General features: G+C 68.1%; 27 protein-coding genes. 17 read left to right on the forward strand and 10 right to left on the reverse strand.

Features of this window, described 5'->3' with window-relative positions; translation table 11 throughout:
- Positions 1 to 780, reverse strand: a complete 780-nt coding sequence (locus tag N802_RS19440) for a GNAT family N-acetyltransferase (protein WP_052109726.1) — start codon at positions 778 to 780, stop codon at positions 1 to 3.
- Positions 777 to 1,589, reverse strand: coding sequence for an alpha/beta fold hydrolase (locus tag N802_RS09320; RefSeq protein ID WP_035915239.1), 813 nt, complete (start codon positions 1,587 to 1,589; stop codon positions 777 to 779). Before N802_RS09320 ends, N802_RS19440 begins: the two co-directional genes overlap by 4 nt.
- Positions 1,590 to 1,674: 85 nt before the next feature.
- On the opposite strand from N802_RS09320, the gene N802_RS09325 reads away from it, so the two are divergent.
- A complete protein-coding gene (locus N802_RS09325) occupies positions 1,675 to 3,045 on the forward strand; it encodes a replication-associated recombination protein A (protein ID WP_035915241.1) in 1,371 nt (456 codons plus the stop codon).
- Between the two features lie 15 nt (positions 3,046 to 3,060).
- Here the strand turns inward: N802_RS09325 and N802_RS09330 are convergent, their stop codons facing one another.
- Together N802_RS09330 and N802_RS09335 are read right to left on the reverse strand one after the other, a co-directional pair.
- The gene (locus N802_RS09330) at positions 3,061 to 3,432 is read right to left on the reverse strand and encodes a hypothetical protein (protein ID WP_035915245.1); all 372 of its coding nucleotides are present in this window, start codon (positions 3,430 to 3,432) and stop codon (positions 3,061 to 3,063) included.
- Positions 3,429 to 3,776, reverse strand: coding sequence for a PadR family transcriptional regulator (locus tag N802_RS09335; RefSeq protein ID WP_245613896.1), 348 nt, complete (start codon positions 3,774 to 3,776; stop codon positions 3,429 to 3,431). Before N802_RS09335 ends, N802_RS09330 begins: the two co-directional genes overlap by 4 nt.
- Positions 3,777 to 3,917: 141 nt before the next feature.
- On the opposite strand from N802_RS09335, the gene alaS reads away from it, so the two are divergent.
- Genes alaS through N802_RS09360 form a run of 5 tightly spaced genes read left to right on the forward strand, consistent with a single transcriptional unit; the run spans position 3,918 to position 9,793 of the window.
- Positions 3,918 to 6,611, forward strand: coding sequence for an alanine--tRNA ligase (alaS, locus tag N802_RS09340; RefSeq protein WP_035915247.1), 2,694 nt, complete (start codon positions 3,918 to 3,920; stop codon positions 6,609 to 6,611).
- A gap of 2 nt (positions 6,612 to 6,613) precedes the next feature.
- On the forward strand, positions 6,614 to 7,123 hold the full coding sequence (gene ruvX / locus N802_RS09345) for a Holliday junction resolvase RuvX (RefSeq protein ID WP_035915249.1): 510 nt from the start codon (positions 6,614 to 6,616) through the stop codon (positions 7,121 to 7,123).
- Positions 7,120 to 8,283, forward strand: a complete 1,164-nt coding sequence (gene mltG / locus N802_RS09350; protein WP_052109730.1) for an endolytic transglycosylase MltG — start codon at positions 7,120 to 7,122, stop codon at positions 8,281 to 8,283. Before ruvX ends, mltG begins: the two co-directional genes overlap by 4 nt.
- Complete coding sequence (locus tag N802_RS09355) at positions 8,253 to 9,095, forward strand: shikimate dehydrogenase (RefSeq protein ID WP_035915251.1); 843 nt, start codon at positions 8,253 to 8,255, stop codon at positions 9,093 to 9,095. Before mltG ends, N802_RS09355 begins: the two co-directional genes overlap by 31 nt.
- Entirely contained in the window at positions 9,095 to 9,793 is a 699-nt protein-coding gene (locus tag N802_RS09360) for a prepilin peptidase (protein WP_052109732.1), read from the forward strand. Before N802_RS09355 ends, N802_RS09360 begins: the two co-directional genes overlap by 1 nt.
- Positions 9,794 to 9,866: 73 nt before the next feature.
- On the opposite strand, the gene N802_RS09365 is transcribed toward N802_RS09360, so the two are convergent.
- From N802_RS09365 to N802_RS09380, 4 genes are all read right to left on the reverse strand, one after another.
- Positions 9,867 to 10,904: a TolB-like translocation protein gene (locus N802_RS09365; protein WP_035915254.1), complete on the reverse strand. Its 1,038-nt coding sequence runs from the start codon at positions 10,902 to 10,904 to the stop codon at positions 9,867 to 9,869.
- Positions 10,905 to 10,966: 62 nt separating this feature from the next.
- Complete coding sequence (locus tag N802_RS09370; RefSeq protein WP_156971349.1) at positions 10,967 to 11,491, reverse strand: hypothetical protein; 525 nt, start codon at positions 11,489 to 11,491, stop codon at positions 10,967 to 10,969.
- A 20-nt stretch (positions 11,492 to 11,511) separates the two neighbouring features.
- Positions 11,512 to 11,805 (reverse strand): DUF1905 domain-containing protein, encoded by a 294-nt coding sequence (locus N802_RS09375; protein ID WP_035915259.1) that lies wholly within the window; start codon positions 11,803 to 11,805, stop codon positions 11,512 to 11,514.
- 24 nt (positions 11,806 to 11,829) lie between these two features.
- Entirely contained in the window at positions 11,830 to 12,591 is a 762-nt protein-coding gene (locus tag N802_RS09380; RefSeq protein ID WP_035915263.1) for an ArsR/SmtB family transcription factor, read from the reverse strand.
- A gap of 122 nt (positions 12,592 to 12,713) precedes the next feature.
- On the opposite strand from N802_RS09380, the gene aroC reads away from it, so the two are divergent.
- Genes aroC through aroB form a run of 3 tightly spaced genes read left to right on the forward strand, consistent with a single transcriptional unit; the run spans position 12,714 to position 15,513 of the window.
- Positions 12,714 to 13,937 (forward strand): chorismate synthase, encoded by a 1,224-nt coding sequence (gene aroC / locus N802_RS09385; protein WP_035915755.1) that lies wholly within the window; start codon positions 12,714 to 12,716, stop codon positions 13,935 to 13,937.
- On the forward strand, positions 13,931 to 14,452 hold the full coding sequence (locus tag N802_RS09390; RefSeq protein ID WP_035915266.1) for a shikimate kinase: 522 nt from the start codon (positions 13,931 to 13,933) through the stop codon (positions 14,450 to 14,452). Before aroC ends, N802_RS09390 begins: the two co-directional genes overlap by 7 nt.
- Positions 14,449 to 15,513, forward strand: coding sequence for a 3-dehydroquinate synthase (aroB, locus tag N802_RS09395; protein ID WP_035915268.1), 1,065 nt, complete (start codon positions 14,449 to 14,451; stop codon positions 15,511 to 15,513). Before N802_RS09390 ends, aroB begins: the two co-directional genes overlap by 4 nt.
- A gap of 87 nt (positions 15,514 to 15,600) precedes the next feature.
- Here the strand turns inward: aroB and N802_RS09400 are convergent, their stop codons facing one another.
- On the reverse strand, positions 15,601 to 17,181 hold the full coding sequence (locus N802_RS09400) for an FMN-binding glutamate synthase family protein (RefSeq protein ID WP_035915270.1): 1,581 nt from the start codon (positions 17,179 to 17,181) through the stop codon (positions 15,601 to 15,603).
- 106 nt (positions 17,182 to 17,287) lie between these two features.
- Here N802_RS09400 and N802_RS09405 point away from each other — a divergent pair, with 106 nt between their 5' ends.
- From N802_RS09405 to N802_RS09435, 7 genes are all read left to right on the forward strand, one after another.
- Positions 17,288 to 18,166: an intradiol ring-cleavage dioxygenase gene (locus tag N802_RS09405; RefSeq protein WP_035915274.1), complete on the forward strand. Its 879-nt coding sequence runs from the start codon at positions 17,288 to 17,290 to the stop codon at positions 18,164 to 18,166.
- Positions 18,167 to 18,207: 41 nt separating this feature from the next.
- The gene (locus tag N802_RS09410; RefSeq protein WP_035915277.1) at positions 18,208 to 18,774 is read left to right on the forward strand and encodes an NYN domain-containing protein; all 567 of its coding nucleotides are present in this window, start codon (positions 18,208 to 18,210) and stop codon (positions 18,772 to 18,774) included.
- A 150-nt stretch (positions 18,775 to 18,924) separates the two neighbouring features.
- Complete coding sequence (gene efp / locus N802_RS09415; RefSeq protein WP_035915279.1) at positions 18,925 to 19,485, forward strand: elongation factor P; 561 nt, start codon at positions 18,925 to 18,927, stop codon at positions 19,483 to 19,485.
- 3 nt (positions 19,486 to 19,488) lie between these two features.
- The gene (nusB, locus tag N802_RS09420; RefSeq protein WP_035915281.1) at positions 19,489 to 19,899 is read left to right on the forward strand and encodes a transcription antitermination factor NusB; all 411 of its coding nucleotides are present in this window, start codon (positions 19,489 to 19,491) and stop codon (positions 19,897 to 19,899) included.
- A gap of 154 nt (positions 19,900 to 20,053) precedes the next feature.
- Positions 20,054 to 20,311 carry a FitA-like ribbon-helix-helix domain-containing protein gene (locus N802_RS09425; RefSeq protein ID WP_035915283.1) on the forward strand — a complete coding sequence of 86 codons (258 nt, stop codon included), beginning with the start codon at positions 20,054 to 20,056 and terminating at the stop codon, positions 20,309 to 20,311.
- On the forward strand, positions 20,308 to 20,727 hold the full coding sequence (locus tag N802_RS09430) for a type II toxin-antitoxin system VapC family toxin (protein WP_035915285.1): 420 nt from the start codon (positions 20,308 to 20,310) through the stop codon (positions 20,725 to 20,727). Before N802_RS09425 ends, N802_RS09430 begins: the two co-directional genes overlap by 4 nt.
- Positions 20,728 to 20,739: 12 nt before the next feature.
- On the forward strand, positions 20,740 to 21,324 hold the full coding sequence (locus N802_RS09435) for a dihydrofolate reductase family protein (RefSeq protein WP_035915287.1): 585 nt from the start codon (positions 20,740 to 20,742) through the stop codon (positions 21,322 to 21,324).
- 139 nt (positions 21,325 to 21,463) lie between these two features.
- Here N802_RS09435 and N802_RS09440 read toward each other — a convergent pair whose 3' ends face one another.
- A complete protein-coding gene (locus N802_RS09440; protein WP_035915289.1) occupies positions 21,464 to 21,646 on the reverse strand; it encodes a hypothetical protein in 183 nt (60 codons plus the stop codon).
- A gap of 204 nt (positions 21,647 to 21,850) precedes the next feature.
- Between N802_RS09440 and pyrR the strand changes: the two genes are divergently transcribed.
- Positions 21,851 to 22,462 (forward strand): bifunctional pyr operon transcriptional regulator/uracil phosphoribosyltransferase PyrR, encoded by a 612-nt coding sequence (gene pyrR, locus N802_RS09445; RefSeq protein WP_052109735.1) that lies wholly within the window; start codon positions 21,851 to 21,853, stop codon positions 22,460 to 22,462.
- Positions 22,463 to 22,475: the final 13 nt, after the last annotated feature.

Genomic DNA, 22,475 nt, shown 5'->3' on the forward strand with positions numbered 1-22,475 from the left:
TCACCGCGAGCCGACGACGAATCGCGTTCTCGCGGCGAAGCCGACGCGGTAGCCGAGGCGCTCGTACAGAACGCGAGCACGTGGGTTGTCCTCGAAGACACCCAGCGAGGATGCGCCCGTGCGGGCGATCGCTTCGCGTGTGAGGTATGCCGTGATCGCGCCACCCAACCCCTGCCCCTGGTGGGCGGAGTCGACGGTGATCCCGCCGAGCAGGGGGACCTCCGCGTTGCCGGGTTCGGCGCACCCGCAGCCGATGATCCGACCCGCTTCATCGCGGATCACCACCCACTCCTGCCCCGGCCGTGCGAACGGCGCCGCGTGCGTCCCCGGGTTGTGGGTGCGGAGGAAGTCGACGAGGGCGTCGTGCTCGTCGACCCGGATCGGCTGGACCCTGGACTCGGCTGGCGTCGCTGGGGGCGGAGTCACGGTCCACATCCAGTCCCAGGTGTTTCCCCCTCGGACCGGGAGGGCCGCGTCCACGGCCGAGTAGGCGTCGCGCGGTGCGGAGACATGCGCGGGTGCGTGCCCGGCGAACCACTCGGGAAAGGACGGCGAGGCGAGCAGATCCGAGAGCTCGTCGACCCTTCCGAGGAACTGCACGCCTCGCCGTCCATCGGGCCACGTCTGGGCCCACGCCACGGCAGTAGTCGACGTGAGCACCAGGGCTGGGAGCAGCAGGCCGGCGCCCGTGTCGAACCGAATGACAGGGTCGCCTGCGCTCGCGACCTCGAGCGCCTCTCGCGAGTCGAGGCGCTCGACGAATCCTCGCCCGCGACTCAACGCGTCAGGAAGTCAACGAGCGCCGCGTTGAACTCCTCGGCGTGGCTGACGTTGACGCCGTGTGGTCCGTCCTTGATGACGACGAGTTCGCTTCCGGCGACCTGCTCGTGGGCGCGCTGACCGGACACCTCCAGCGGCACGATGGCATCGGCGTCGCCGTGGATGACGAGGGTCGGCACCGTCACCTTCGCGAGGTCCTCCGTGAAGTCCGTGAGCCAGGACTCGATGCTGGCCTCGGCGGCATCGAGGTCGGCCTGGGCGGCCAGCGCGAGCGCTTCGGCACGCTGCTCCTCGGACACCTTGAGCTCCCCGGAGGAACTGAAGAAGTTCGTCATGAACGCGTCCAGGAATCCCTCCCGATCGGCACGCAGCCCAGCCTGCATCTTCTCTGCCTCGGCGCGGGGAAGGCCGCCGTCGGGGTTGTCCTCGTTCTTCTCGAGCCACGGCGGAATGGCGGCAGCGAAGGCGATGCTGTGCAGGCGGTCCTGCCCGTGGTTGCCGACATAGCGCGCGACCTCGCCGCCGCCCATCGAGAATCCGACGAGGGAGACATCACGCAGGTCGAGCTCCTCGAGCAGTCCAGCCAGGTCGGCTGCGAGGGAGTCATAGTCGTATTGCCCGTCCGGTGCAGGCTCGGATTCACCGAACCCGCGGCGGTCGTAGGTGATGACGCGGAGGCCGGCTGCCGTCAGCGCGGGAACGGTGTCACTCCAGGAGGCGCCGGACAAGGGCCAGCCGTGGATGAGGACGACCGGGCGCCCGTCGCCCCCGGTGTCCTCGCGGTGCAGCGTGGGGGAGTTGTCGGACATGACGTCACCTTCCGTCGGAAGCGCTGGGGTTCCCAGCCTATGCAGGCGGCGCCGGTGTGTCAGTCGTGGCCGTTAGGCTGATTCGGTGCCCGCCGCCGACCTCTTTGCTGCCAGCGAGGGGGATTCGACGACGTCGACCTTGCCCCCGCTCGCGGTCCGCATGCGACCCGCCACGATCGAGGAGGTCCGAGGGCAGGCCGACATCCTGAGGCCCGGTAGCCCACTACGACGCCTCATCGAGGGCTCTGGTGGCACGGCGGGCGCCCTGAGTGCGATCCTCTGGGGCCCCCCCGGCACGGGCAAGACGACGTTGGCCCATCTCGTGGCGACCGCGGCGAACCGCGAATTCGTCGAACTGTCGGCGGTGACTGCTGGCGTCAAGGACGTCAGGACCGTCATGGAGCTCGCGGCGCGCAATCGCGACCTCTACAACCGACAGACCGTGCTGTTCCTGGACGAGATCCACCGCTTCAGCAAGGCGCAGCAGGACGCGCTGCTGCCCGGCGTCGAGACCCGTCAGGTCATCCTTGTCGCCGCGACGACCGAGAACCCGTCGTTCTCCATCATTGCCCCACTGCTGTCGCGGTCGATGCTCATCACCCTGACCTCGCTCGATGACTCCGAGATCGGGGACGTCCTCGACGTCGCGGTGAGGGACGAACGTGGACTCGACGCGGCATACACGTTGACCGACGAGGCGAGGGAGCACCTCGTGCGCATCGCGCAGGGCGATGCGCGGAGGGCGCTCACCTCTCTGGAGGCATCGGCGGGGGTGGCGCTCGACGACGCGCCGGCCGGTCGGGCCGACGAGGAGCCCTTGGAGATCACGCTCGCGCACGCAGAACAAGCGGTCGCGCAGGCGATGGTGCGCTACGACAAGACGGGGGACCAGCACTACGACGTGGCTTCGGCCTTCATCAAGTCCATGCGCGGATCGGACGTCGACGCGGCCCTGCACTACCTCGCGCGGCAGCTGGAAGCGGGGGAGGACCCACGTTTCATCGCGCGCCGGATCGTCATCGCGGCCAGCGAGGACGTGGGCATGGGTGACCCGACGGCACTCCAGACGGCGGTGGCTGCCATGCATGCCGTGGCACAGATCGGCATGCCCGAGGCGCGCATCATCCTCGCCCAGGCTGTCGTCCACAACGCGCTCGCGCCCAAGAGCAATGCGGCGTATGCCGGGATCAACGCTGCCGTCTCCGACGTGCGTTCCGGACGTGGCGGGGCCGTGCCTGCCCACCTTCGGGGGAGCGGGTATGCCGGTGCGTCCCGACTCGGGCACGGCAAGGGCTACGTCTATGCCCACGACGAAGCCGACGGGGTGGCCAGGCAGCAGTACCTCCCGGACGACCTGCATGGGAAGACCGACTACTACCAACCCACCGACCGCGGGTTCGAGGCGCGACTCCAGGAGCGCTGGACCTGGCTCAAGGAGCGCCTCGGCCGCAACTGAGGCGATGTGCCCGGGTCAGACTCCACCGAATGTCGTTCGAGCGATTCCGCCCTGGTCCGTTCGTTGGTCGCGTTGCTTCGGGTCACGGATGCGCCCGCAACGGGTGCACTCGAGCGCGAAGACCGTCGGGTCTGCCGACCCGGTGTGGATCCGGCGGTCATGGTGGCGTCCCACGTAGCAGAAGGCCGCGCCGGATCCCGCCTGTGAACTCAGGACCTCCCAGCGAAGGTGAGGTGCCCCGAACAGGGTCGAGACGGCATACCCGAGTTGTTTGGTGCGTGGCAGGGACTCGAGATCCGCCTCGAACTCCGCGACGTAGCGGCGTCGGACCGGCGAGGGGAGGATCTTGATCGAGAGGCTGAGGAGGGGGTCGGCGAGTCGAGTCATGACGTCGCTCCTTGGGGTCGTGCTGCCGACGGGGCTCGCGAGGCGAGCCGGGCCTGCTTTGCCTTGGCGCTCGCGACCGCCGCCCGTGCCTGCGCCAGGCCGTCGCCCGTGAGCTGGTAGAGCCGTCGGCGAGGACGACCGGCGTCGACCGGATCGATGTCCTCCCACGTGCTCGTGACCCAACCGAGGCCCTCGAGGCGGGCCAGGATCGGATGGACGGTGCCGCTCGGCAGGGCGGTGGTGGCGCCGATCGCGAGTCCGTAGTGGACCGCGTCGGGTGCGGCGAGAAGGGTCTCGAGGACGGCTCTCGTCGGGCCCGTCATGCGCAACGTGCCTCGTGCCATGGTCTAACTCTACCTAGGGTGTCAAGGGTCGGCGAGGAACGCGGCGGCGCGCGGACGGACCGGACACGTAGGATTCACCGGTGCCCCATCCGGGCCTGACGCCTTCGACCAGATGCCTTTCGACCCCAGGGACTGACACACATGGAAACCGCTGAGATCCGGCGCCGCTGGCTCGCCTTCTTCGAGAAGAACGGCCACACGGTGGTGCCCTCCGCGCCCCTGATCCACGACGACCCCAACCTGCTGTTCGTCAACGCGGGCATGGTGCCGTTCAAGCCCTACTTCCTGGGTCAGGAGTCGCCCCAGTGGCAGCGGGCCACGAGCGTCCAGAAATGTGTCCGGACCGGTGACATCGAGGAGGTCGGCAAGACCTCGCGGCACGGCACCTTCTTCCAGATGAACGGCAACTTCTCGTTCGGGGACTACTTCAAGAAGGACGCGATCAAGTTCGCTTGGGCGCTGCTCACGACATCGCAGGACGAGGGCGGCTACGGGTTGGATCCCGACCGTCTGTGGGCCACCGTCTATGAGGACGACGACGAGGCCGAGCGTCTGTGGGCCGAATACACGACCATCCCCATGGAGCGCATCGTGCGCCGCGGCAAGGCCGACAACTACTGGCACATGGGTGTGGCAGGTCCGGGTGGCCCCTGCAGCGAGATCTTCTACGACCGCGGGGAGGAGTACGGCCAGGAAGGCGGCCCCGCTGTCGACGAGGACCGCTACATGGAGATCTGGAACCTCGTCTTCATGCAGTACGAACTGAGCGAGGTCCGGTCGAAGGTCGATTTCGACGTGTCCGGCCCGCTGCCGGCCGAGAACGTCGACACCGGCATGGGGCTGGAGCGCATTGCTTCGGTCCTGCAGGGCGTCGACAACCTGTACGAGATCGACGAGGTCTACCCGGTCCTCGAGAAGGCCGCGGAACTGACGGGCAAGACCTATGGGGCGCAGTCGGCGCACGACGCCGCGCACAGCCACCCGGACGACGTCCGGTTACGGGTCGTCGCCGACCACGTGCGTTCCTCGCTCATGCTCATCGGTGACGGCGTGACGCCGGGCAACGAGGGCCGTGGCTACGTCCTGCGCCGGATGCTCCGCCGCGCCGTGCGCTCGATGCGACTGCTCGGCTTCGACGAGCCGGCACTCCCGCTGCTTCTCCCGGTCTCCATGGAGCGGATGAAGCAGTCCTACCCAGAACTCGAGACGGGTTTTGACCGGATCAGCCAGATCGCCTATGCGGAGGAAGAGGCCTTCCGCCGCACACTTGCGTCGGGCACGACGATCCTCGACACCGCCGTCGCACGGACCAAGGAGTCCGGCGGGACGACGCTTGCGGGCGACCAGGCCTTCCAGCTCCACGACACCTACGGCTTCCCGATCGACCTCACGCTGGAAATGGCCGAGGAACAGGGCCTCGCGGTCGACCGCGAAGGCTTCACCCGCCTCATGCAGGAGCAGCGGGATCGTGCCAAGGCTGACGCCAAGGCGAAGAAGTCGGGCCACGCCAACACGGAGGTCTGGAAGGACCTGCGGGCAGCTGGCGAGACCGACTTCCGCGCGTGGCAGGAACTCACCAGCGAGGCGAAGGTCCTCGGCCTCGTCATCGACGGTGAGCGAGTGGAGGAGATCGAGCCGGGCCAGCGCGGCCAGGTCGTCCTCGATCGGACGCCCTTCTATGCGGAGTCCGGTGGCCAGATCGCCGACGAGGGCATCATCACGGCCGACGGAGTGCACCTCAAGGTCATCGACGTGCAGCGCCCCGTCAAGGGCCTCATCGCACACACGGTCGAGGTCGTGCACGGGCCGCTGCGAGCCGGTGCGCCAGTCCTCGCGGAGGTCGATCCGGAGTGGCGGCTCTCGGCCTGCCAGGCGCACTCGGGGACCCACGTCATCCACGCGGCCCTGCGGCAGGTGCTCGGCCCGTCGGCCCTGCAGTCCGGCTCCTACAACAAGCCCGGCTACCTCCGCCTCGACTTCGCCTGGGGTCAGGCGCTCTCGCCGGAGACCCGCAGTGAGATCGAGGAGGTCGCCAACCTCGCGGTCCGCAAGGACCTGCCCGTGTCCGCTTCATGGATGCCCTTGGCGCAGGCCCGCGAGATCGGCGCCCTCGCGCTGTTCGGCGAGACCTATGCCGAGGACGTGCGGGTCGTCGAGATCGGCGGCCCCTGGTCGCGCGAACTCTGCGGTGGCACCCATGTCGGGCACTCGTCGCAGGTCGGGGCCCTCACCGTCACCGGGGAGTCCTCGGTCGGCTCCGGTGTGCGTCGCCTCGAGGCCTACGTCGGCATGGACGCGTTGCGCTACCTGGCTCGCGAGCGGGCCATCGTCGCCGAGCTCACCGGCATCGTCGGCGGCCAGCCGGGCGAGCTGACCGATCGCGTCGGTGCCATGGTGTCGCGGCTCAAGGACGCTGAGCGCGAGCTGGAGCGAACGCGCAAGGAGGCTGTGCTTGCCGCGGCCGGATCGCTGTCCGACAAGGCCAAGGATGTCAATGGCGTCCGCTTCGTCGGCCATGACGCCGGTGGCGACACCGGTGCCGACGACGTGCGTGCCATGGTCCTCGATGCGCGACAGAAGCTCGGCGAAGGTGCCCCCTCGGTCGTGGCCGTCACCGGCAGCGCCAAGGGGCGGCCCGTCATCGTCATCGCCACGAACCAGGCGGCGCGCGACAAGGGCATCAAGGCAGGCGAACTCGTCCGCATCGCCGCACAGACTCTGGGTGGCGGCGGTGGCGGCAAGGACGACATCGCCCAGGGCGGTGGCCAGGATCCCGCGAAGACCGCCGAGGCGATCAACGCCGTCGAGTGGCGCGTCGGGGAGCTGGTCGGTTGAGCATGCGCCCCGGGGTTCGTCTGGGGGTCGACGTCGGCACCGTGCGTGTCGGGGTCGCCGTCAGCGACCCGGGGGGCGTTCTGGCCACGCCACACGCCACGCTGACGAGGTCGTGGCCGGACGCCTCGACGGGCCCTGATGACGTGGACGAGATCGTGGCCCTCTGTGCTGACCGAACGGCGATCGAGATCATCGTCGGACTCCCTCGATCACTTTCGGGTGATGAGGGACCGTCTGCTGCGGCAGCGCGCACGTATGCTGCGGAGTTGGCCCGGCGGGTTGTCCCCGTGGGTGTCCGTCTGGTCGATGAGCGACTGACCAGTGTGGACGCTCACAGGGCCTTGCGGGAGAGTGGAATGACTGGTCGGCGGCAGAGAGCCGTTGTCGACCAGGCCGCAGCAGTGCTCATCCTTCAGAACGCGTTGGACGAGGAGCGTAGTTCGGGCCGCCCAGCGGGCGAGCCCGTGAAGCACAAGCGGCGAAGGCCAAAGACGAAGGACGGACAACGGTGACGCAGAACCACCTCGACACGACCCTCTTCGGCGAGCCTCCGCCCGACGAACCACGACACCGCCGTCGCCAGCGCGAGAAGCGCAGCAAGGGCCGACGCACCATCGCGATGATCCTGGCCGTCCTCCTCGTCGGCACCGCCACGGTCGCGGCGTTCACGTTCCTGCGCCCCCTCGTCTCGTCGATCGGTGGTGGGAGCGGCTCCGAGGCCGAGGACTTCCCCGGTCCGGGCGAGGGAGACGTCCAGGTGACCGTCAAGCCTGGGGACAGCGGGGAAGCCATTGCGACGACGCTCAAGGCGGCCGGTGTCGTCAAGACCCGCACGGCGTACCTCAACGCCTCCGCAGCAGAACCGGCACTCAGCGCCAAGATCCAGTCGGGCACCTACACCCTCAAGAAGGGCATGAAGGGTGTCGACGCGTTCAGCGCGCTCACCGACCCGGCCAACCGCGGCGGGCCCCGGGCGACGATCCGGGAGGGCTTGTGGGTCAGTGAGACCTTCGCCGCGCTGAGCAAGGCCACGGGCGTTCCGGTCGAGGACTACGAGGCCGCAACCGAGGACCCCGAGGCCATCGGACTCCCCGCGGAGGCTGAGGGCAACGTCGAGGGCTATCTCTTCCCGTCGACCTATGAGTTCACCAAGGAGACGCCGGCCGCTGAGCAGCTCAAGCAGATGATCGCGATGACGCTCGCCGAGCTGGAGAAGACGGGTGTCGATCCAAGCGACTACACCCGCGTTCTCACCGTTGCCTCGATCATCGAGGGCGAGGTCAACGGAGACGGTGACCGGGCCAAGGTGGCACGGGTCATCGAGAACCGGCTGGCAGACCCCAATGGTCCGACTGTGGGGCTTCTCCAGATGGACTCGACGGTTCACTACATCGAGCAGGAACGCGGTCGCGCCGGCACCTCCAACGAGGCCCGCAACTCGGACAGCCCCTACAACACCTACAAGGTCAAGGGGCTCCCGCCCGGCCCGATCAACAGCCCGGGTGCCGCGTCGATCGAAGCGGCTGCGAACCCTGCGGACGGTCCCTGGTTCTACTTCGTCGCGGTGAACCCGACGACGGGGGAGACGAAGTTCGCGGTCACCCAGGCCGAGCACGACCGCAACGTGCAGGAGTTCCAGCGGTGGTGTTCGGAGAACAGGGACAAGTGTTGAGGGCTGCCGTCTTCGGCTCGCCCGTCTCGCATTCCCTGTCACCGATCCTCCACGAAGCCGCGTATGCCGCGCTCGGCCTTCGCGACTGGACCTACGGTCGACGTGAGGTCACCGCGGATGAGCTGGCAGCCGTCGTCGCCGGACTCGACCTCGAATGGCGCGGCCTGAGCCTGACGATGCCGCTCAAGGAAGTGGCCTTCGACGTCGCCGAGGCGGTGACTGACGTCGCCCGCGAGGCAGGGGCGATCAACACGCTGGTGCGTCGATCGGACGGCCGTTGGGACGGGGCCAACACCGACGTCGCAGGCATCGTCGGTGCCGTCGCCCACGCGAAGCAGGACGGTCGGGCGACGCTCCTCGGCTCCGGAGCGACGAGCCGCTCCGCAGCCCTCGCGCTCGTCCAGCTGGGAGTTCGCGACGTGCGGGTCGCCGCACGCAACGAGGCCGCGACCAACGACGTCCTTGCACTGCTGGAGAGGCACGGCGTCAGCGGTGCCCACGTCGCTCTGGCTGACTGGGCAGTCGAGTCCCGACCACTCGTGATCTCCACCCTTGCCCCCGCCGCGAGCTCCTCGGCGGCAGATGCCCTGAAGGAGGCTGGCTCGACCCTGGGCGGCGTCACCCTGCTGGACGTCGTCTACGCCGACTGGCCGACCCCGTTGGCGAGGGCTGCGGGAGATGCGGGAGCTGTGGTCGTGTCCGGCCTCGACATGCTGGTCCATCAGGCCGCCGAGCAGGTCGAGTTGTTCACCGGACGCCGGCCGCCAGTCGAGGTCATGTTCGCCGCCGCTCGACGAGCCACGATCGCCTGATGTCGTCCATCGTGCTCGACGTCGGCGCGGTCGTGCTGCTGGCCCTCGCCGCCCTGGTCATCGGCCACTTCACCGCGCGGGAACTTTCGACCGGCGGCTACCGCATCCCCGAGGACGAGGCGACGCATCCGACGCCGTCCTCGTGGTGGGTCGCACCGCTTCTGGCCGCCCTCGCCGTCCTTCTCGCCGTGACGATCGGTGACACGGCCGCGTATGCCGCGCTGCCGGCATACCTGCTCTTCGCGTGGTTGACCGTCTGTCTCGTGTGGATCGACATCGATGTCCATCGCCTTCCCGTTGGTCTCACGAGACCAGCGCTGCCGGCGTTCGCGATCCTGCTCGTGCCGCCCACGATTGCCACTGGGGAGTGGGACCGCCTGCTGACTGCGGGCCTGTGCAGTCTGGGGCTCACGGTCCTCTATGTCGCCTTCGCGTTCCTTCCCGGTGGCGGGTTCGGCGGCGGTGACGTGCAACTGGCCCCGACCATCGGGCTGTTGCTCGGCTGGTTCTCGGTCGGACACGTCGTCGTCGGCACGATGGCCGCGTTCGTCGTCGGTGGCGTGACTGCGCTCTTCCTCCTCGTCACGGGGCGGGCGGGGCGCAAGTCAGCGATGGCGTTCGGTCCTTCCATGTGCGCCGGCGCGATCATCGCCGTTGCCTGGACCGATCAGATTGTCGGTGGGCTCGCCGGTACCTGATCGTCCTGATCGACCGCCACGCTGCCCGTGTCCGGTCGCACGCTGAGCCTGCGTGCAGGGCGCCCGCGGGTGGTCATTGCAGTGGCCGCCACCGTGGGTGGTTGCCGCTGACGACTTCACCGCCGAAAGTCGGGACTACTCGGCCCCCGCCGATGGGGACCCGCAGCAGGCCGTCGAGGTCGTGGCTGGGGTCTGAGCCCACGAAGTCGACGAACGACCCGTCCGCCGAGAAGGTCGGCTGGATGCCTGTGCCGCCGCCCTTAGTCAGGTCTGTGAGTTGCCTCCGCCCGGTCCCATCCGCCTTGACGGTGAAGATCTCCGTTGGTTCGGAGCCGGCATTCACTCGCGCGTCGTAGGTGATGTGCTCGCCGTTCGGGCTCCAGTCGGCCGTCTCGGCGAAGACGGCCGGGTCGGTCAGCCCCTTCGTCGTCACAGGCGTGGTCGACAGGTCGATGAGCGTCAGGGTCGCGGCCGTGATCGCGTCGTAGTCGGTGGGCGTCGCCTTGACCCACTCTGCGACCAGGAATCGACCCGACGGGGAGGCCTCGGCGCCGACCAAGAACTCACCGGGTGGCGCCGTGATGAGGGTGGACGTCGCCCGGTCGGTGAGGTTCACCTGTTCGAGGCGCCCACCCGACTTCGGCCCGGGCTCGTGTCGGCTGTAGAAGATCAAGCCACCATCGGCGGACCACGTGGGGTCGTCGAAGTACTGGCAGGGCAGGGTGCAGTCGGCCACCTTCGTCAGTCCGCTGCCGTCGACATTGGCGACCCAGAGGTCGGCGGGGCCGCCCGTTGGGTCGGCTCCAGTGAAGGCCACCTGCTGCCCGTCGGGCGACCACACCGGGTTGTCCTGCGGCCCCGCGGCCTGCGGCAGGAGCTCGTGGTCGCCGGTGCCGTCGGCCCGAACGAGGTGGATCCGGGCATCCTTGTCCTCGTAGGCAAGCCAAGGATCGCCCGGCCCGATCATGGGACGGGAAGCGGTCGTGGCTCCGGCCGAAGGTTCACGCACGGATTCCGTCGACGGCTGCCGCTGGTCGAGGGCTCGGGTTCCGTCGGCGCACCCGCCCAGTAGCAGCGCGGTGACTCCTACGACGATCACGCTCCGGGTCATGTGCCACCTCCTCGAACGAGTGTCCACCCGCGACAAGCGGGTCCGCAGGCGGATGGAGATGTCTAGAACTGTTGGATCGGCCCCGGGGTGGCGACGTTGAACGTCTCGCGCAGGAAGGAGGCTTGGCCATTGGCCTCGAGTGCCTCGGCGGTCTTGTTCACCGAGCGCGCCCCGGGCCAGACGTGCAACACCATGAGCGCGAGCGAGACAACGGCGCCGACCGCATAGGTCCACACGCCGCCATCGATGATGAATGCGGCCACGAGCGAGCCGATGGCGACGACTTCGATGAGCGCGAACCGCAGCATCATGGAACTCTGCCAGCGAACGCGTCCAGCACTCGCAGCGTCCTCGTCGCTCATGCTCGGATCGAGCGGCTCAGCTCGGTAGCCCGCTGCTTCCACCGCGAGGTGGATCGCGACGCCAACACCGAGCTGCACCAGGAGCACCCACACCGGGGGAGTCGCGTCCGTCCCCAGCACGAAGAAGAGCGCGACCCCAAAGAAGACCAGCGCACCCATGAGGGCGCCGCACAGGGTGCGAGCGGAGAGGGCGAAGGCGGTGGCCGCAGGGGAGGGTGTCGTCATGGCGCGAGGGTAGCGGGTGATCACCCCGCAGGTGGGGTGCCCCCAAGTCGCTCGGTGAGGTGCACGGTGACCTCGTCGCCAGTGTCCTTGCCGATCGCCTGTCGCACCGGCTTGCTGAGGGCGAGCTTGTGCGTGCCGTCACCGAGGGCCATGAACGAGCCCCGGAACGGGTGGTCGTCGACCGTGCCGGCGACCTTGACGAGGCCGCGGGTGCCGAAGAACTCAGCGCTCCAGTCGGTGACGAGGTAGGTCCAGCCGCCGTCGGCCTCGCTCGTCACGAGGGTTCCGGTGAAGGTCTTGTCGAGGATGCTCATGTCTCGCTCCTTCGGGGAGGTGGCTCAGCCATACATCAGCGAGCCGGGGGTGGTGAGTTCGGTGCCGGTCTCGAGCCAGGTCTTCAGGCCGGAGAGCACCATGGGCCAGCCGCCGTGGATCGCCTCCGAGACGTCGTCGGGCAGTTGGTCGTGGGTCACGACGAGGCGACACGAGTCGCCGATCTCCTCGATCTCCCACGTGACGCGGGACGTGCCCGCGGACTCGGCGTCGTCGTCCCAATGCGCGCGGAAGCTCTGGACGAGCAGGCGCGGGGGATCGATGGTGAGGTTCTCGCCGTCCACGAGAGGGCCGTCGACGCCCTCATGGGTGACTGCGTAGGCAGATCCCTCGGTCCAGTCCGACGCGATGGTGTTGCCGAAGTGGAAGCGGCGCCGCACCTCTGGGTCGGTGATCGCGTCCCAGAGTCGCTCCGGGGACGTGCGGATATAGATCTCGAAAACCTTGGTCAGGGCCATGCTCGGTGCCTCCAGCTCGTCTCGCAGCCCCAGCAGGCCGGCGGCCCAGGGCTCGGTGTATTTGCTGACCCAGCGGTCGTGGACCTGACGGATGCCCACCGGGTTGAGGAAGTGATGCTTCTCGCGGCCGTCACGCCTGGTGACGACGAGACCCGCCTCCTCGAGCAGGGACAGGTGCTTGGCGACCCCGATGCGAGTCATGTCGAAGCGCGCCACAAGAGCCCCCAGGGTCTGGCCGTCCTCGATGAAGAGCGCGTCGAGGAGCGACCTGCGGGTCGGGTCGGCGAGTGCTCGGAAGATGAGGTCCACGTCCCCACAATAGGAAACCATATGGTTTCCTGTCAAGATCCCGTATGCCGTCCGCTCGCCCCTGCGCCCACGTGCTGACCGCGGCCGCGGGCCATCGTCGACCCCGTGCGAAGATCGGGCCCATGCTCCGTTGGTTGACCGCAGGTGAATCGCACGGCCCTGCACTCCTCGCCACGATCGAAGGCCTGCCCGCAGGGGTCGAGGTGACCCGAGTTGATCTCGCGGCGGCACTGGCCCGTCGGCGGCTCGGAGCCGGTCGGGGGGCCCGGATGAAGTTCGAGCAGGACGAGGTTGAGTTTCTCGGCGGTGTGCGGCATGGCCTGACGATGGGCTCGCCGGTCGCGATCCGCATCGGCAACACCGAATGGCCGAAGTGGCAGACGGTCATGTCCGCGGACCCGGTGTCCGACGAGGCCTACGCCGCCTCCGACGACGTGAACGCCGAGAAGGAGATCGCTCGCAACAAGCCGTTGACGCGCCCGCGGCCAGGTCACGCCGACCTCGTCGGGATGCAGAAATACGCCTTCGACGACGCCCGTCCCGTCCTTGAGCGGGCCTCCGCCCGTGAGACCGCGGCTCGGGTGGCTCTGGGTGAGGTCGCGGCTCGCTTCCTCGAGCAGGCCTACGGCATCCGCCTCGTCTCGCACACCATCTCGATGGGCACTGCGGCGGTGGCCGAGAACGCGCCGTTGCCGACGCCCGACCAACTGGCCGACATCGACGCCGACCCCGTGCGGACCCTTGACGCAGCAGGCTCCGCCGCCATGGTCGCCGAGGTCGAGGCGGCCAAGAAGGACGGCGACACCCTCGGTGGGGTCGTCGAGGTCCTGGCCTACGGGCTGCCCCCGGGCCTCGGCTCGCACGTCCACTGGGACCGGCGTCTGGACGCCCGGCTCGCTGGAGCCCTCATGGGGATCCAGGCCATCAAGGGTGTCGAGGTGGGTGACGGGTTCCGCACGGCGGCTCGTCGGGGCTCCGAAGCCCACGACGAGATGGAGCGAGACGAGAAGGGCGCCATCCGTCGTCGCACGGGCCGTGCAGGCGGGACCGAGGGCGGGATGTCGAACGGCGACGTCCTGCGAGTGCGGGCCGCGATGAAGCCCATCTCGACGGTGCCACGTGCGCTGGACACCATCGACACGACGGGTGAGGGCGAGGCCAAGGCCATCCACCAACGTTCCGACGTCTCGGCCGTGCCGGCAGCCGGCGTGGTCGCCGAGGCCATGGTCGCGCTGGTCCTCGCCGAAGCCTGTTTGGAGAAGTTCGGTGGCGACTCGGTCGAGGAGACGCGACGCAACCACGCGGCATACATCGCTTCGGTGCCCGAGACGATGCGCTCGTGGTGACCGCGACGCGTCCCGTGGCCGTGCTCGTGGGCCCCCCCGGGTCCGGCAAGTCAACGATCGGCGCAGCGCTCGCGGCGACGCTGGGCGTCGACTTCCACGACACCGACGCGGCCATCGAGTCCCAACAGGGCTGCTCGATCTCCGACATCTTCGTCCTTGAGGGCGAGCCGGCCTTCCGTGCGCTTGAGAGGGCCGAGGTGGCCCGGGCCGTGGGTGCCGAGAGTGGCGTGGTGGCCCTGGGTGGCGGCGCGCCCATGGAGCCGGCCACGCAGGAGGTGTTGGGGGACCACGTCGTCGTCTTCCTCGATGTGGGAATCGCCGATGCTGCCAAGCGTGTGGGCTTCGACGGCAGCCGACCGCTCCTTGCGATCAACCCACGTGCCGCGTGGACCAAGCTGATGAACGAACGGCGTCCCACCTACGAGCGGGTGGCGACGCATCGCATCGACACGGCGGGTCGGTCCGTTGACGACGTCGTCGCTGACATCGTCGAACGATTGGGGGCCTCCTCATGACAGTGGTGTCTGTCGGTGGTGACTACGACGTCGTGATCGAACGTGGCTGCTCCCACCGGGTCGCGGACCTCGTCGGTGACGGTGTGCAGCGCGCACTCGTCGTGCATCCGGCATCCATGCGGTCCTTGGGCGAGAAGGTCACTGCATCGTTGCGGGACAACGGAATCGATGCGTATGCCGTCGGCGTGCCGGACGCGGAGGACGCCAAGACTGCGGCAATCGCGGCAGATCTCTGGGCCTTCCTGGGACGCCACGGCTTCACGCGCACCGACGTCGTCGTGGGTGTCGGTGGCGGCACGGTGACGGACCTTGCTGGGTTCGTCGCAGCCACCTGGTTGCGGGGAGTGCCCGTGATCCAGGTCCCCACGACCCTGCTCGGCATGGTCGATGCTGCCGTCGGTGGCAAGACCGGGATCAACACCGCCGAGGGCAAGAACCTCGTGGGTTCCTTCCACCCGCCGCGAGCGGTCCTGTGTGATCTCGACGTGCTTGCCACGCTGCCTCGTGCTGACTACGTGGCCGGGATGGCCGAGATCATCAAGGCCGGCTTCATCGTCGACCCGGTGATCCTGGACCTCGTCGAGGCCGACCCCGAGGGCGCAACTCGGCCGGACAGTCCGCACACCCTCGAGCTCATCGAACGCGCCATCCAGGTCAAGGCCGACGTCGTCAGTGAGGACCTCAAGGAGTCTTCACTGCGCGAGATCCTCAACTACGGGCACACGTTCGGCCACGCGATCGAGCAGGTCGAGCGCTATCAACGGCGTCACGGCGAGGCAGTGGCGATCGGAATGGTGTACGCCGCCGAATTGGCCTGCGCTGCAGGTGTTCTCGCTCGTGACGTCGTGGCCCGTCACCGTGACGTTCTGACCTCCGTGGGCTTGCCGACGACCTATGAGGCCGGACGGTGGGCCGATCTCGAGACCGCCATGCGCCGCGACAAGAAGACCCGCGGCTCGCTGCTCCGCTTCGTCGTCCTCGAGGACATTGCCCGCCCCGTGCGGCTCGAAGGGCCGACACCGGAACAGTTGCACACGGCATACAACGCGGTCTCGGTCTGACAAGCCGCTGAACCCGACGAGAGTAGGCAGAATCCCGCCGCCGATCTCCGAAGGCGGGATTCTGCCTACTCTCGACTGGCGGAGCGCTCAGCCGGTGGCGGTGGGGGAGGCGGGAGCCTCAGAGACGTGATCGCTCTCCGGGGACATGATGCGAGTGATCTCGGCTGCGAGGTCAGGGCCCAGCGTGCCCCATCCCGGCTCGTAGTCGTAGACCTCGCGCAGAGGCACGCCCCGGCGGTTGCCGTGGAGGAACTCGACTGCGTCGGCGTCGATGAGGCCTGGGTGCGCGACGCCGCACGCCTCCGAGACCTGGAGGAGGTCGCGACGCAGAGTCGTCAAGTAGTTCGCGACCCGCACTGACTTCAGTGTCGGGTCGAGCCCGCGAACGAGCCACGGGTTCTGGGTCGCCACTCCGGTGGGGCAGTGGTCGGTGTGGCACTCCTGGGCCTGGATGCACCCGAGAGCGAACATCGCCTCGCGCGCGACGTTGACCATGTCGGCGCCGAGAGCGAACGCCACGAGCGCGTTGTCGGGCACCCCCAGCTTGCCGCCGCCGATGAACGTGACGTCATCGGTGAGCCCAGCCCGGGCGAAGGTGGAATACACGCGCGCGAAGCCGACCCGGAACGGGAGGGCGACGCTGTCGCTGAAAACGAGCGGGGCGGCGCCGGTGCCGCCTTCGCCACCGTCGATGGTGATGAAGTCAACGCCGCGGCTGCGGTCGGCCATGCGCTCGGCGAGCTCGGTCCAGATCTCCTGCTCCCCGACAGCCGACTTGATGCCGACCGGCAGCCCCGTCTCCGATGCGATGAGCTCGACGAAGTCGAGCATGCTGTCGACGCTGTGGAACTCGGCGTGCCGCGATGGGCTCGCGCAGTCCTCGCCCATCGGGATACTGCGGATCCGGCTGATCTCCTCGGTGATCTTCGCTGCGGGGAGGAGCCCGCCGAGCCCGGGCTTCGCTCCTTGGCTCAACTTGATCTCGATGGCTTTGACGGGTGCGCTCTGGACCAGGTCCTTGAGTTTGGCGAGATCGAACCGGCCCTGCGCGTCACGGCAGCCGAAGTAGGCGGTGCCGATCTGGAGGATCAGATCGCCCCCCTTGCGGTGATGATCCGAGAGTCCACCCTCTCCGGTGTTGTGCATGGCGCCGGCGAGGGCAACGCCGCGGTTGAGGGCTTCGATCGCGGGGGCGGACAGGGACCCGAAGCTCATGGCCGAGACGTTGACCACGGAGGTGGGGCGGAAGGCGTGGGTTCGGCCGCGCGGCCCCCCGAGGACCTTGGCAGCGGGCAGACGGACCACATCGTCGTGCTTGCCGTGCGCCACCGCCGTCGAGGGGGCGGAGGTGGAGAAGGTGCGGTGTTTGACGATGGGGTAGCCCTCGGCGTGCTCCACGTCGTTGTCCGTGCCGAAGCCGAAGTAGTTGTTCTCCTTCTTGCTGCTCGCGTAGACCCAGCTTCGCTGGTCGCGTGAGAACGGACGCTCGGCGTCGTTGCTCGTGATGATGTATTGCCTCAGCTCGGGCCCGATCGACTCGAGCATGTACCGAAAGTTGGCGATGACCGGGAAGTTGCGTTTGAGGGCGTGCTTCTTCTGGGTGAGGTCGCGGATCGCGACCCCGGCCAGTGCGACGACAGCGGCGCCCGCGAGCGATTTCCCGATCATGGCCTGCAGTCTGCCGTGAGTCGGGGACATCCGGAAGGAACACACTCACAGGATCCGCACAGTCGCGTCCCGGGCCAGAACGGGACGGGGGGAGGACAGTGGGGGCATGAGTGAACGCGATGTGCCCTCGCAGGCTCACCCCAGTCACGATCGTGGACTCGAGTTCGACGTCGCCACCCTGCTCGACCGACGGCGCGCGCTCGGGCTCCTGGGCGGCGCCGGCCTCATGGCGCTCGCCGGCTGCACCTCGGACGGTGGTGATGGTGGTGGCGCGACCACGAACGCGCCACCCGGCACACCGAGCACGAGTGCATCCGGCACACCGACTGGCACCGTAACCGCGAGTGCCTCGGGTGCCACCGCCGAGGTCCCCGACGAGACCGGAGGACCGTTCCCCGGCAACGGCACCAACGGGGCGAACGTCCTGGACGACTCCGGAATCATCCGCTCGGACATCACCCGCTCCATCGGCACGTCGACCACCAAGGCCGAAGGCGTCGCGCTCACCGTGAACCTCACGGTCACCGACAGTGCCAAGGGATATGCCGCCATGGAGGGCGCCGCCGTCTACGTCTGGCAGTGCGATCGCGAGGGCAGGTACTCGATGTACTCGGACGGCGTCGAGGACGAGAACTACCTGCGCGGCGTGCAGCCGACCAACGCCACTGGCACGGCGACGTTCAGGACGATCTTCCCCGCGGCGTACCCGGGTCGTTGGCCGCACATCCATTTCCAGGTGTTCCGGTCCACGTCCGAGGCGACCAGCAGTGGAGAGATCGTCAAGACCTCGCAGCTCGCGCTGCCGGACGCGGTATGCAGGGCGGTCTACGCGACACCCGGCTATGAGCAGAGCGCCACCGTCCACGCGGAGACCACACTCACCTCCGACAACGTCTTCGGGGACGACGGCGGGATCCACCAGCTCGCCACGGTGACTGGCGACGCGACGAGTGGATACATCGCGAACCTCACCATCGGCGTCTGACAGCGTCCGACCTACCTTCGCCTCACGCCTAGACTCCGAACATGGCCGACGACGCAGTGCTCACGTACCTCCTTGTCGATGGCGAGAACATCGATGCGACCCTGGGGACCTCGATTCTCGGTCGGCGTCCACAGCCGGACGAGCGGCCGCGCTGGGATCGCCTCCTCGACTTCGCCAAGGACGCCTGGGACCAGGAGGTCAAGGGGCTCTTCTTCCTCAACGCGACGACGACGATGCCGATGTCGTTCATCCAGGCGCTCAACGCCCTCGGCTTCCAACCGGTGCCGCTGTCCGGTGACTCCGACGTCAAGGTCGTCGACGTCGCCATTCAGAAGACTCTGCGGGCGATCAAGGACCGCGACGCCGACGTCATGCTCGTCAGCCACGACGGCGACTTCCTCGAGGAGGTCGAGGCCCTCCTCGAGGACGACGACCGGCGCGTGGGACTCATGGCCTTCCGGGAGTTCCGCAACAGTGGCTTCACGGCACTCGAGGCTGATGGTCTCGAGAGCTTCGACCTCGAGTACGACGTCAAGGCCTTCACGTCGGCGCTTCCGCGCATCCGCGTCATCCCGATCGAGCAGTTCGACCCGACCCAGTTCCTCTGAGTTGCCCCGGGGACGCCGCGGATTCGGGCTGGGTGGGCCGCGGCGGATAGACTCCTCCGCGATCCCAGCACGGCACCCACGGGACGTACCCGCGCGCCCGGCGCGACGGCATACCGGCCCTCCTGAACCGAAATCGAAAGCGAACACAACGTGGCATCGACGAACGACCTCAAGAACGGCCTCGTCCTCAACCTCGAGGGCCAGCTCTGGACCGTCGTGGAGTTCCAGCACGTCAAGCCCGGCAAGGGCCCGGCCTTCGTGCGCACCAAGCTCAAGAACGTCCTCTCGGGCAAGGTCGTCGACAAGACGTTCAACGCCGGCGTGAAGGTCGAGACGGCCAACGTCGACAAGCGCAACATGCAGTACCTCTACAACGACGGCACCGACTACGTCTTCATGGACGGCGACACCTACGACCAGATCTCGGTCTCGCCGGAGATCGTCGGCGACGCCGCGAAGTTCATGCTCGAGAACCAGGAAGCGATCGTGGCCCGCCACGACGGCAACGTCCTCTTCATCGAGCTCCCCGCGTCGGTCGTCCTCGAGATCCAGTACACCGAGCCCGGCCTCCAGGGCGACCGCTCGACCGGTGGCACCAAGCCGGCCACCCTCGAGACCGGCGCCGAGATCGGCGTCCCGCTGTTCCTCAACACCGGCGACAAGGTCAAGGTGGACACCCGCGACGGGTCCTACCTCAGCCGCGTCAACTGACCTGTGGCTGCACGCACCAAGTCGCGCCGCCGCGCAATCGACCTGCTCTTCGAGGCCGAGCAGCGCAAGGTCAACGCCGGTGAGCTGCTCAAGGAGCGTCTCGCCGCGCCCGTGACCGAGGCTCCGCTCAACGAGTTCACCGCGGACCTCGTCAGTGGCGTCGTCGACAACTGGAACCAGATCAACGACCTGCTCACGACGTACTCGCAGGGGTGGACGCTCGAGCGCATGCCGGCCGTCGACCGCGCGATCCTTCGAGTGGGGGCCTTCGAGGTGCTCTACTCCGAGGTGCCCGAGGGGGTCGCGATCAGCGAGGCCGTCGCGCTCGCGACCGAGTTGTCGACCGACGACTCGCCGAAGTTCGTCAACGGGCTGCTGGCCCGCCTCGCCGAGGTCAAGCCGACCTTGGCCTGACCCCGTTTCGTTTCAACCGACGGCCGCCGACCTTCCCAGGTCGGCGGCCGTTGCCATGTGGTCCAGACCTTCTTCTCGGTATGCCGTGCGCTCACCTCCGCTTCTGCCGCGCAGCGCTAGCATTGACAGCACTCTACGAGCGAGAGGGACAGCGATGAGCACACTGACGATCCGTCAGGTGAACGAAGACGTGAAAAGGCGGCTCCAAGTGCCCGCTGCCCAGAACGGGCGCTCCATGGAGGCCGAAGTGCGCGCGATCCTGGCTGAGGCGGTGTCGATCGACATCGCCGTGGAGACGGATGATCCTCTCTTCGCCGCATTGCGTGACTTCCGCCGACTGACCGGGGGCGTCGAACTGGACATCCCGTCTCGGTCCGACGACGTCGAGCGGCCTGTCCCTGACTTCTCGTGATCGTCCTCGACACCGACGTGCTGTCCGAGATGTTGCAGCCTGCTCCCGATGAGGGTGTGGTCACGTGGCTGCTCAACCTGCCCCATCAGCATCGCCGCATCACCGTGGTCACCGCAGCAGAGCTCTTGCAGGGGGTGTCCAGGACGGCCCAGGCTCGACGCCGAGACCAGTTGCATGGAGCTGTCGAAGGCATCCTGGAGACGTTCCACGGCCGAATTCTCGAAGCGGATCTGCGTTCCGCCCCCTACTTCGCCGACATCAGGGCCACCAGGCGACGACTGGGGCGCCCCATCGGATCGATGGACGCGTGGATTGCGGCGATCTGCCGCCGCCACGACGTCCCGCTCGCGACGCGCAACGTCAAGGACTTCGATGGCACGGGCATTGCCGTCGTCAACCCTTGGGAACCCGCCTGACAGGATCGGGTGATGCGCAAACTGGCCTACTACGTCGCTGTCACCCTTGACGGATTCATCGCCGGTCCGGGCGGAGGGGACCCGAGCGGAGCCGAGTTCTTCCCGATCACACCTGACCTGGTCGAGTTCATCGCGACGAACTACCCCGAGACGCTGCCCGGCCCGGCGCGGGACGCGATGGGGATCGAGGGCCCGGGCCAGCACTTCGACACGGTGATCGAGGGGCGGGCGTCCTACGAGCTCGGCCTGGCAGCCGGCATCGACGACGCCTATCCGCACCTGCGACACCTTGTCGTCTCGAGCACGCTGGGGGAGCGCGCGGACCTGCCGGTCGAGGTCGTGACCGAGGACCCGCTGGCTCGGGTGCGCGAACTCAAGGCCGAGGCGGGCCTCGACATCTGGCTGGTCGGCGGCGGCACGCTGGCCCACACCCTGTTGCCCGAGATCGACCGGCTCATCCTCAAGGTGAACCCGTCAGTCATCGGTTCCGGCATCGGGCTGTTCGCAGGGGAGTTCACGCATGCGCACTTCACCGAGGTCGACCAGGTGGCCTTGGTCGGCGGAGTTCGAGTCATCACCCTCGACCGGGTGTCATGACGGGGGCAGACGGTCGCCACGTTCGGTGACCGCTCCTGCGCATCCTCGACCTCGGTGGCGCCGACGCCTTCGAGACCTTCCGCATGCCGTCCGCGAGGATCCTGGCATCGTTGCGGATCCGGCTGCGGGCTTCCTCAGCTCACCGTGACGCGGCCGTGGCTGGGATCCTGGCGCCGAAGACGACCTCGGGCCAGGCAGCCCGGGCAAGCCACGCTCGATAGGTGTCGGCGTCCGCGTCGCGCGGCGGGAAGAGCGCCGGACGCGCCGGACTGGTGGCACACGTGTTGCCGGAGGTGGGTGTCGTGAGCGTCTGCGGGTGCACGGGTGCCTCCTTCGGCGGCTGGGTGAACGATCGCCATTACATCACGAGGTGTTGGGGCACGCATAGCGTGACGTTATGTGTCTCACGGCCTGAGAACTGCACACCGGGGCGGATTGGGGCCGTCACGACTCAGTCGCTACAGTGGGGCGACCGACATCCTTTAACGACCTGTCCTGTGAGGCAGGGAAGGAGGTCACGACACTGATGTGTCCTGACGCTGCTGTGCCCCCGCATTCCCAGAAGTCCCAGAGCTCCTCGAGTGAGACCGACCCCGCGCACGACGGGAGGACGGTCCTCGGAGCGGCCGACATCTCCCGGGCGTTGCGCCGCATCGCTCACGAGATCGTCGAAGCCAACAAGGGCGCCGACAACCTTGTCCTCGTGGGTATCCCGTCTCGCGGCGTGCCCCTGGCCCGGCGACTCGCGGCGACCATCGCCGAGTTCGAGGGTCGGGACATCCCCGTCGGGGCACTCGACATCACGATGTATCGCGACGACCTCCGTCATCAGCCGACTCGCGCTCCGATGCCGACGGACATTCCCGAGAGCGGAGTCGACGGCAAGGTCGTCGTCCTCGTCGATGACGTCCTCTACAGCGGGCGCACGGTCCGTGCCGCCCTCGACGCCCTGGCCGATCACGGACGCCCTGCTGCCGTGCGCCTGGCCGTCCTCGTCGACCGTGGTCACCGTGAGCTCCCCATCCGTGCTGACCACGTCGGCAAGAACCTTCCTACCGCTCAGAGCGAAAAGGTTCGGGTGCGGCTGGCAGAGACCGACGATGTCGACAGCGTGACGATCACCGGGGGCGATCGATGAGCGAGCAGGCGAT

Source organism: Knoellia sinensis KCTC 19936 (assembly GCF_000768705.1).
Taxonomy (GTDB): domain Bacteria; phylum Actinomycetota; class Actinomycetes; order Actinomycetales; family Dermatophilaceae; genus Knoellia; species Knoellia sinensis.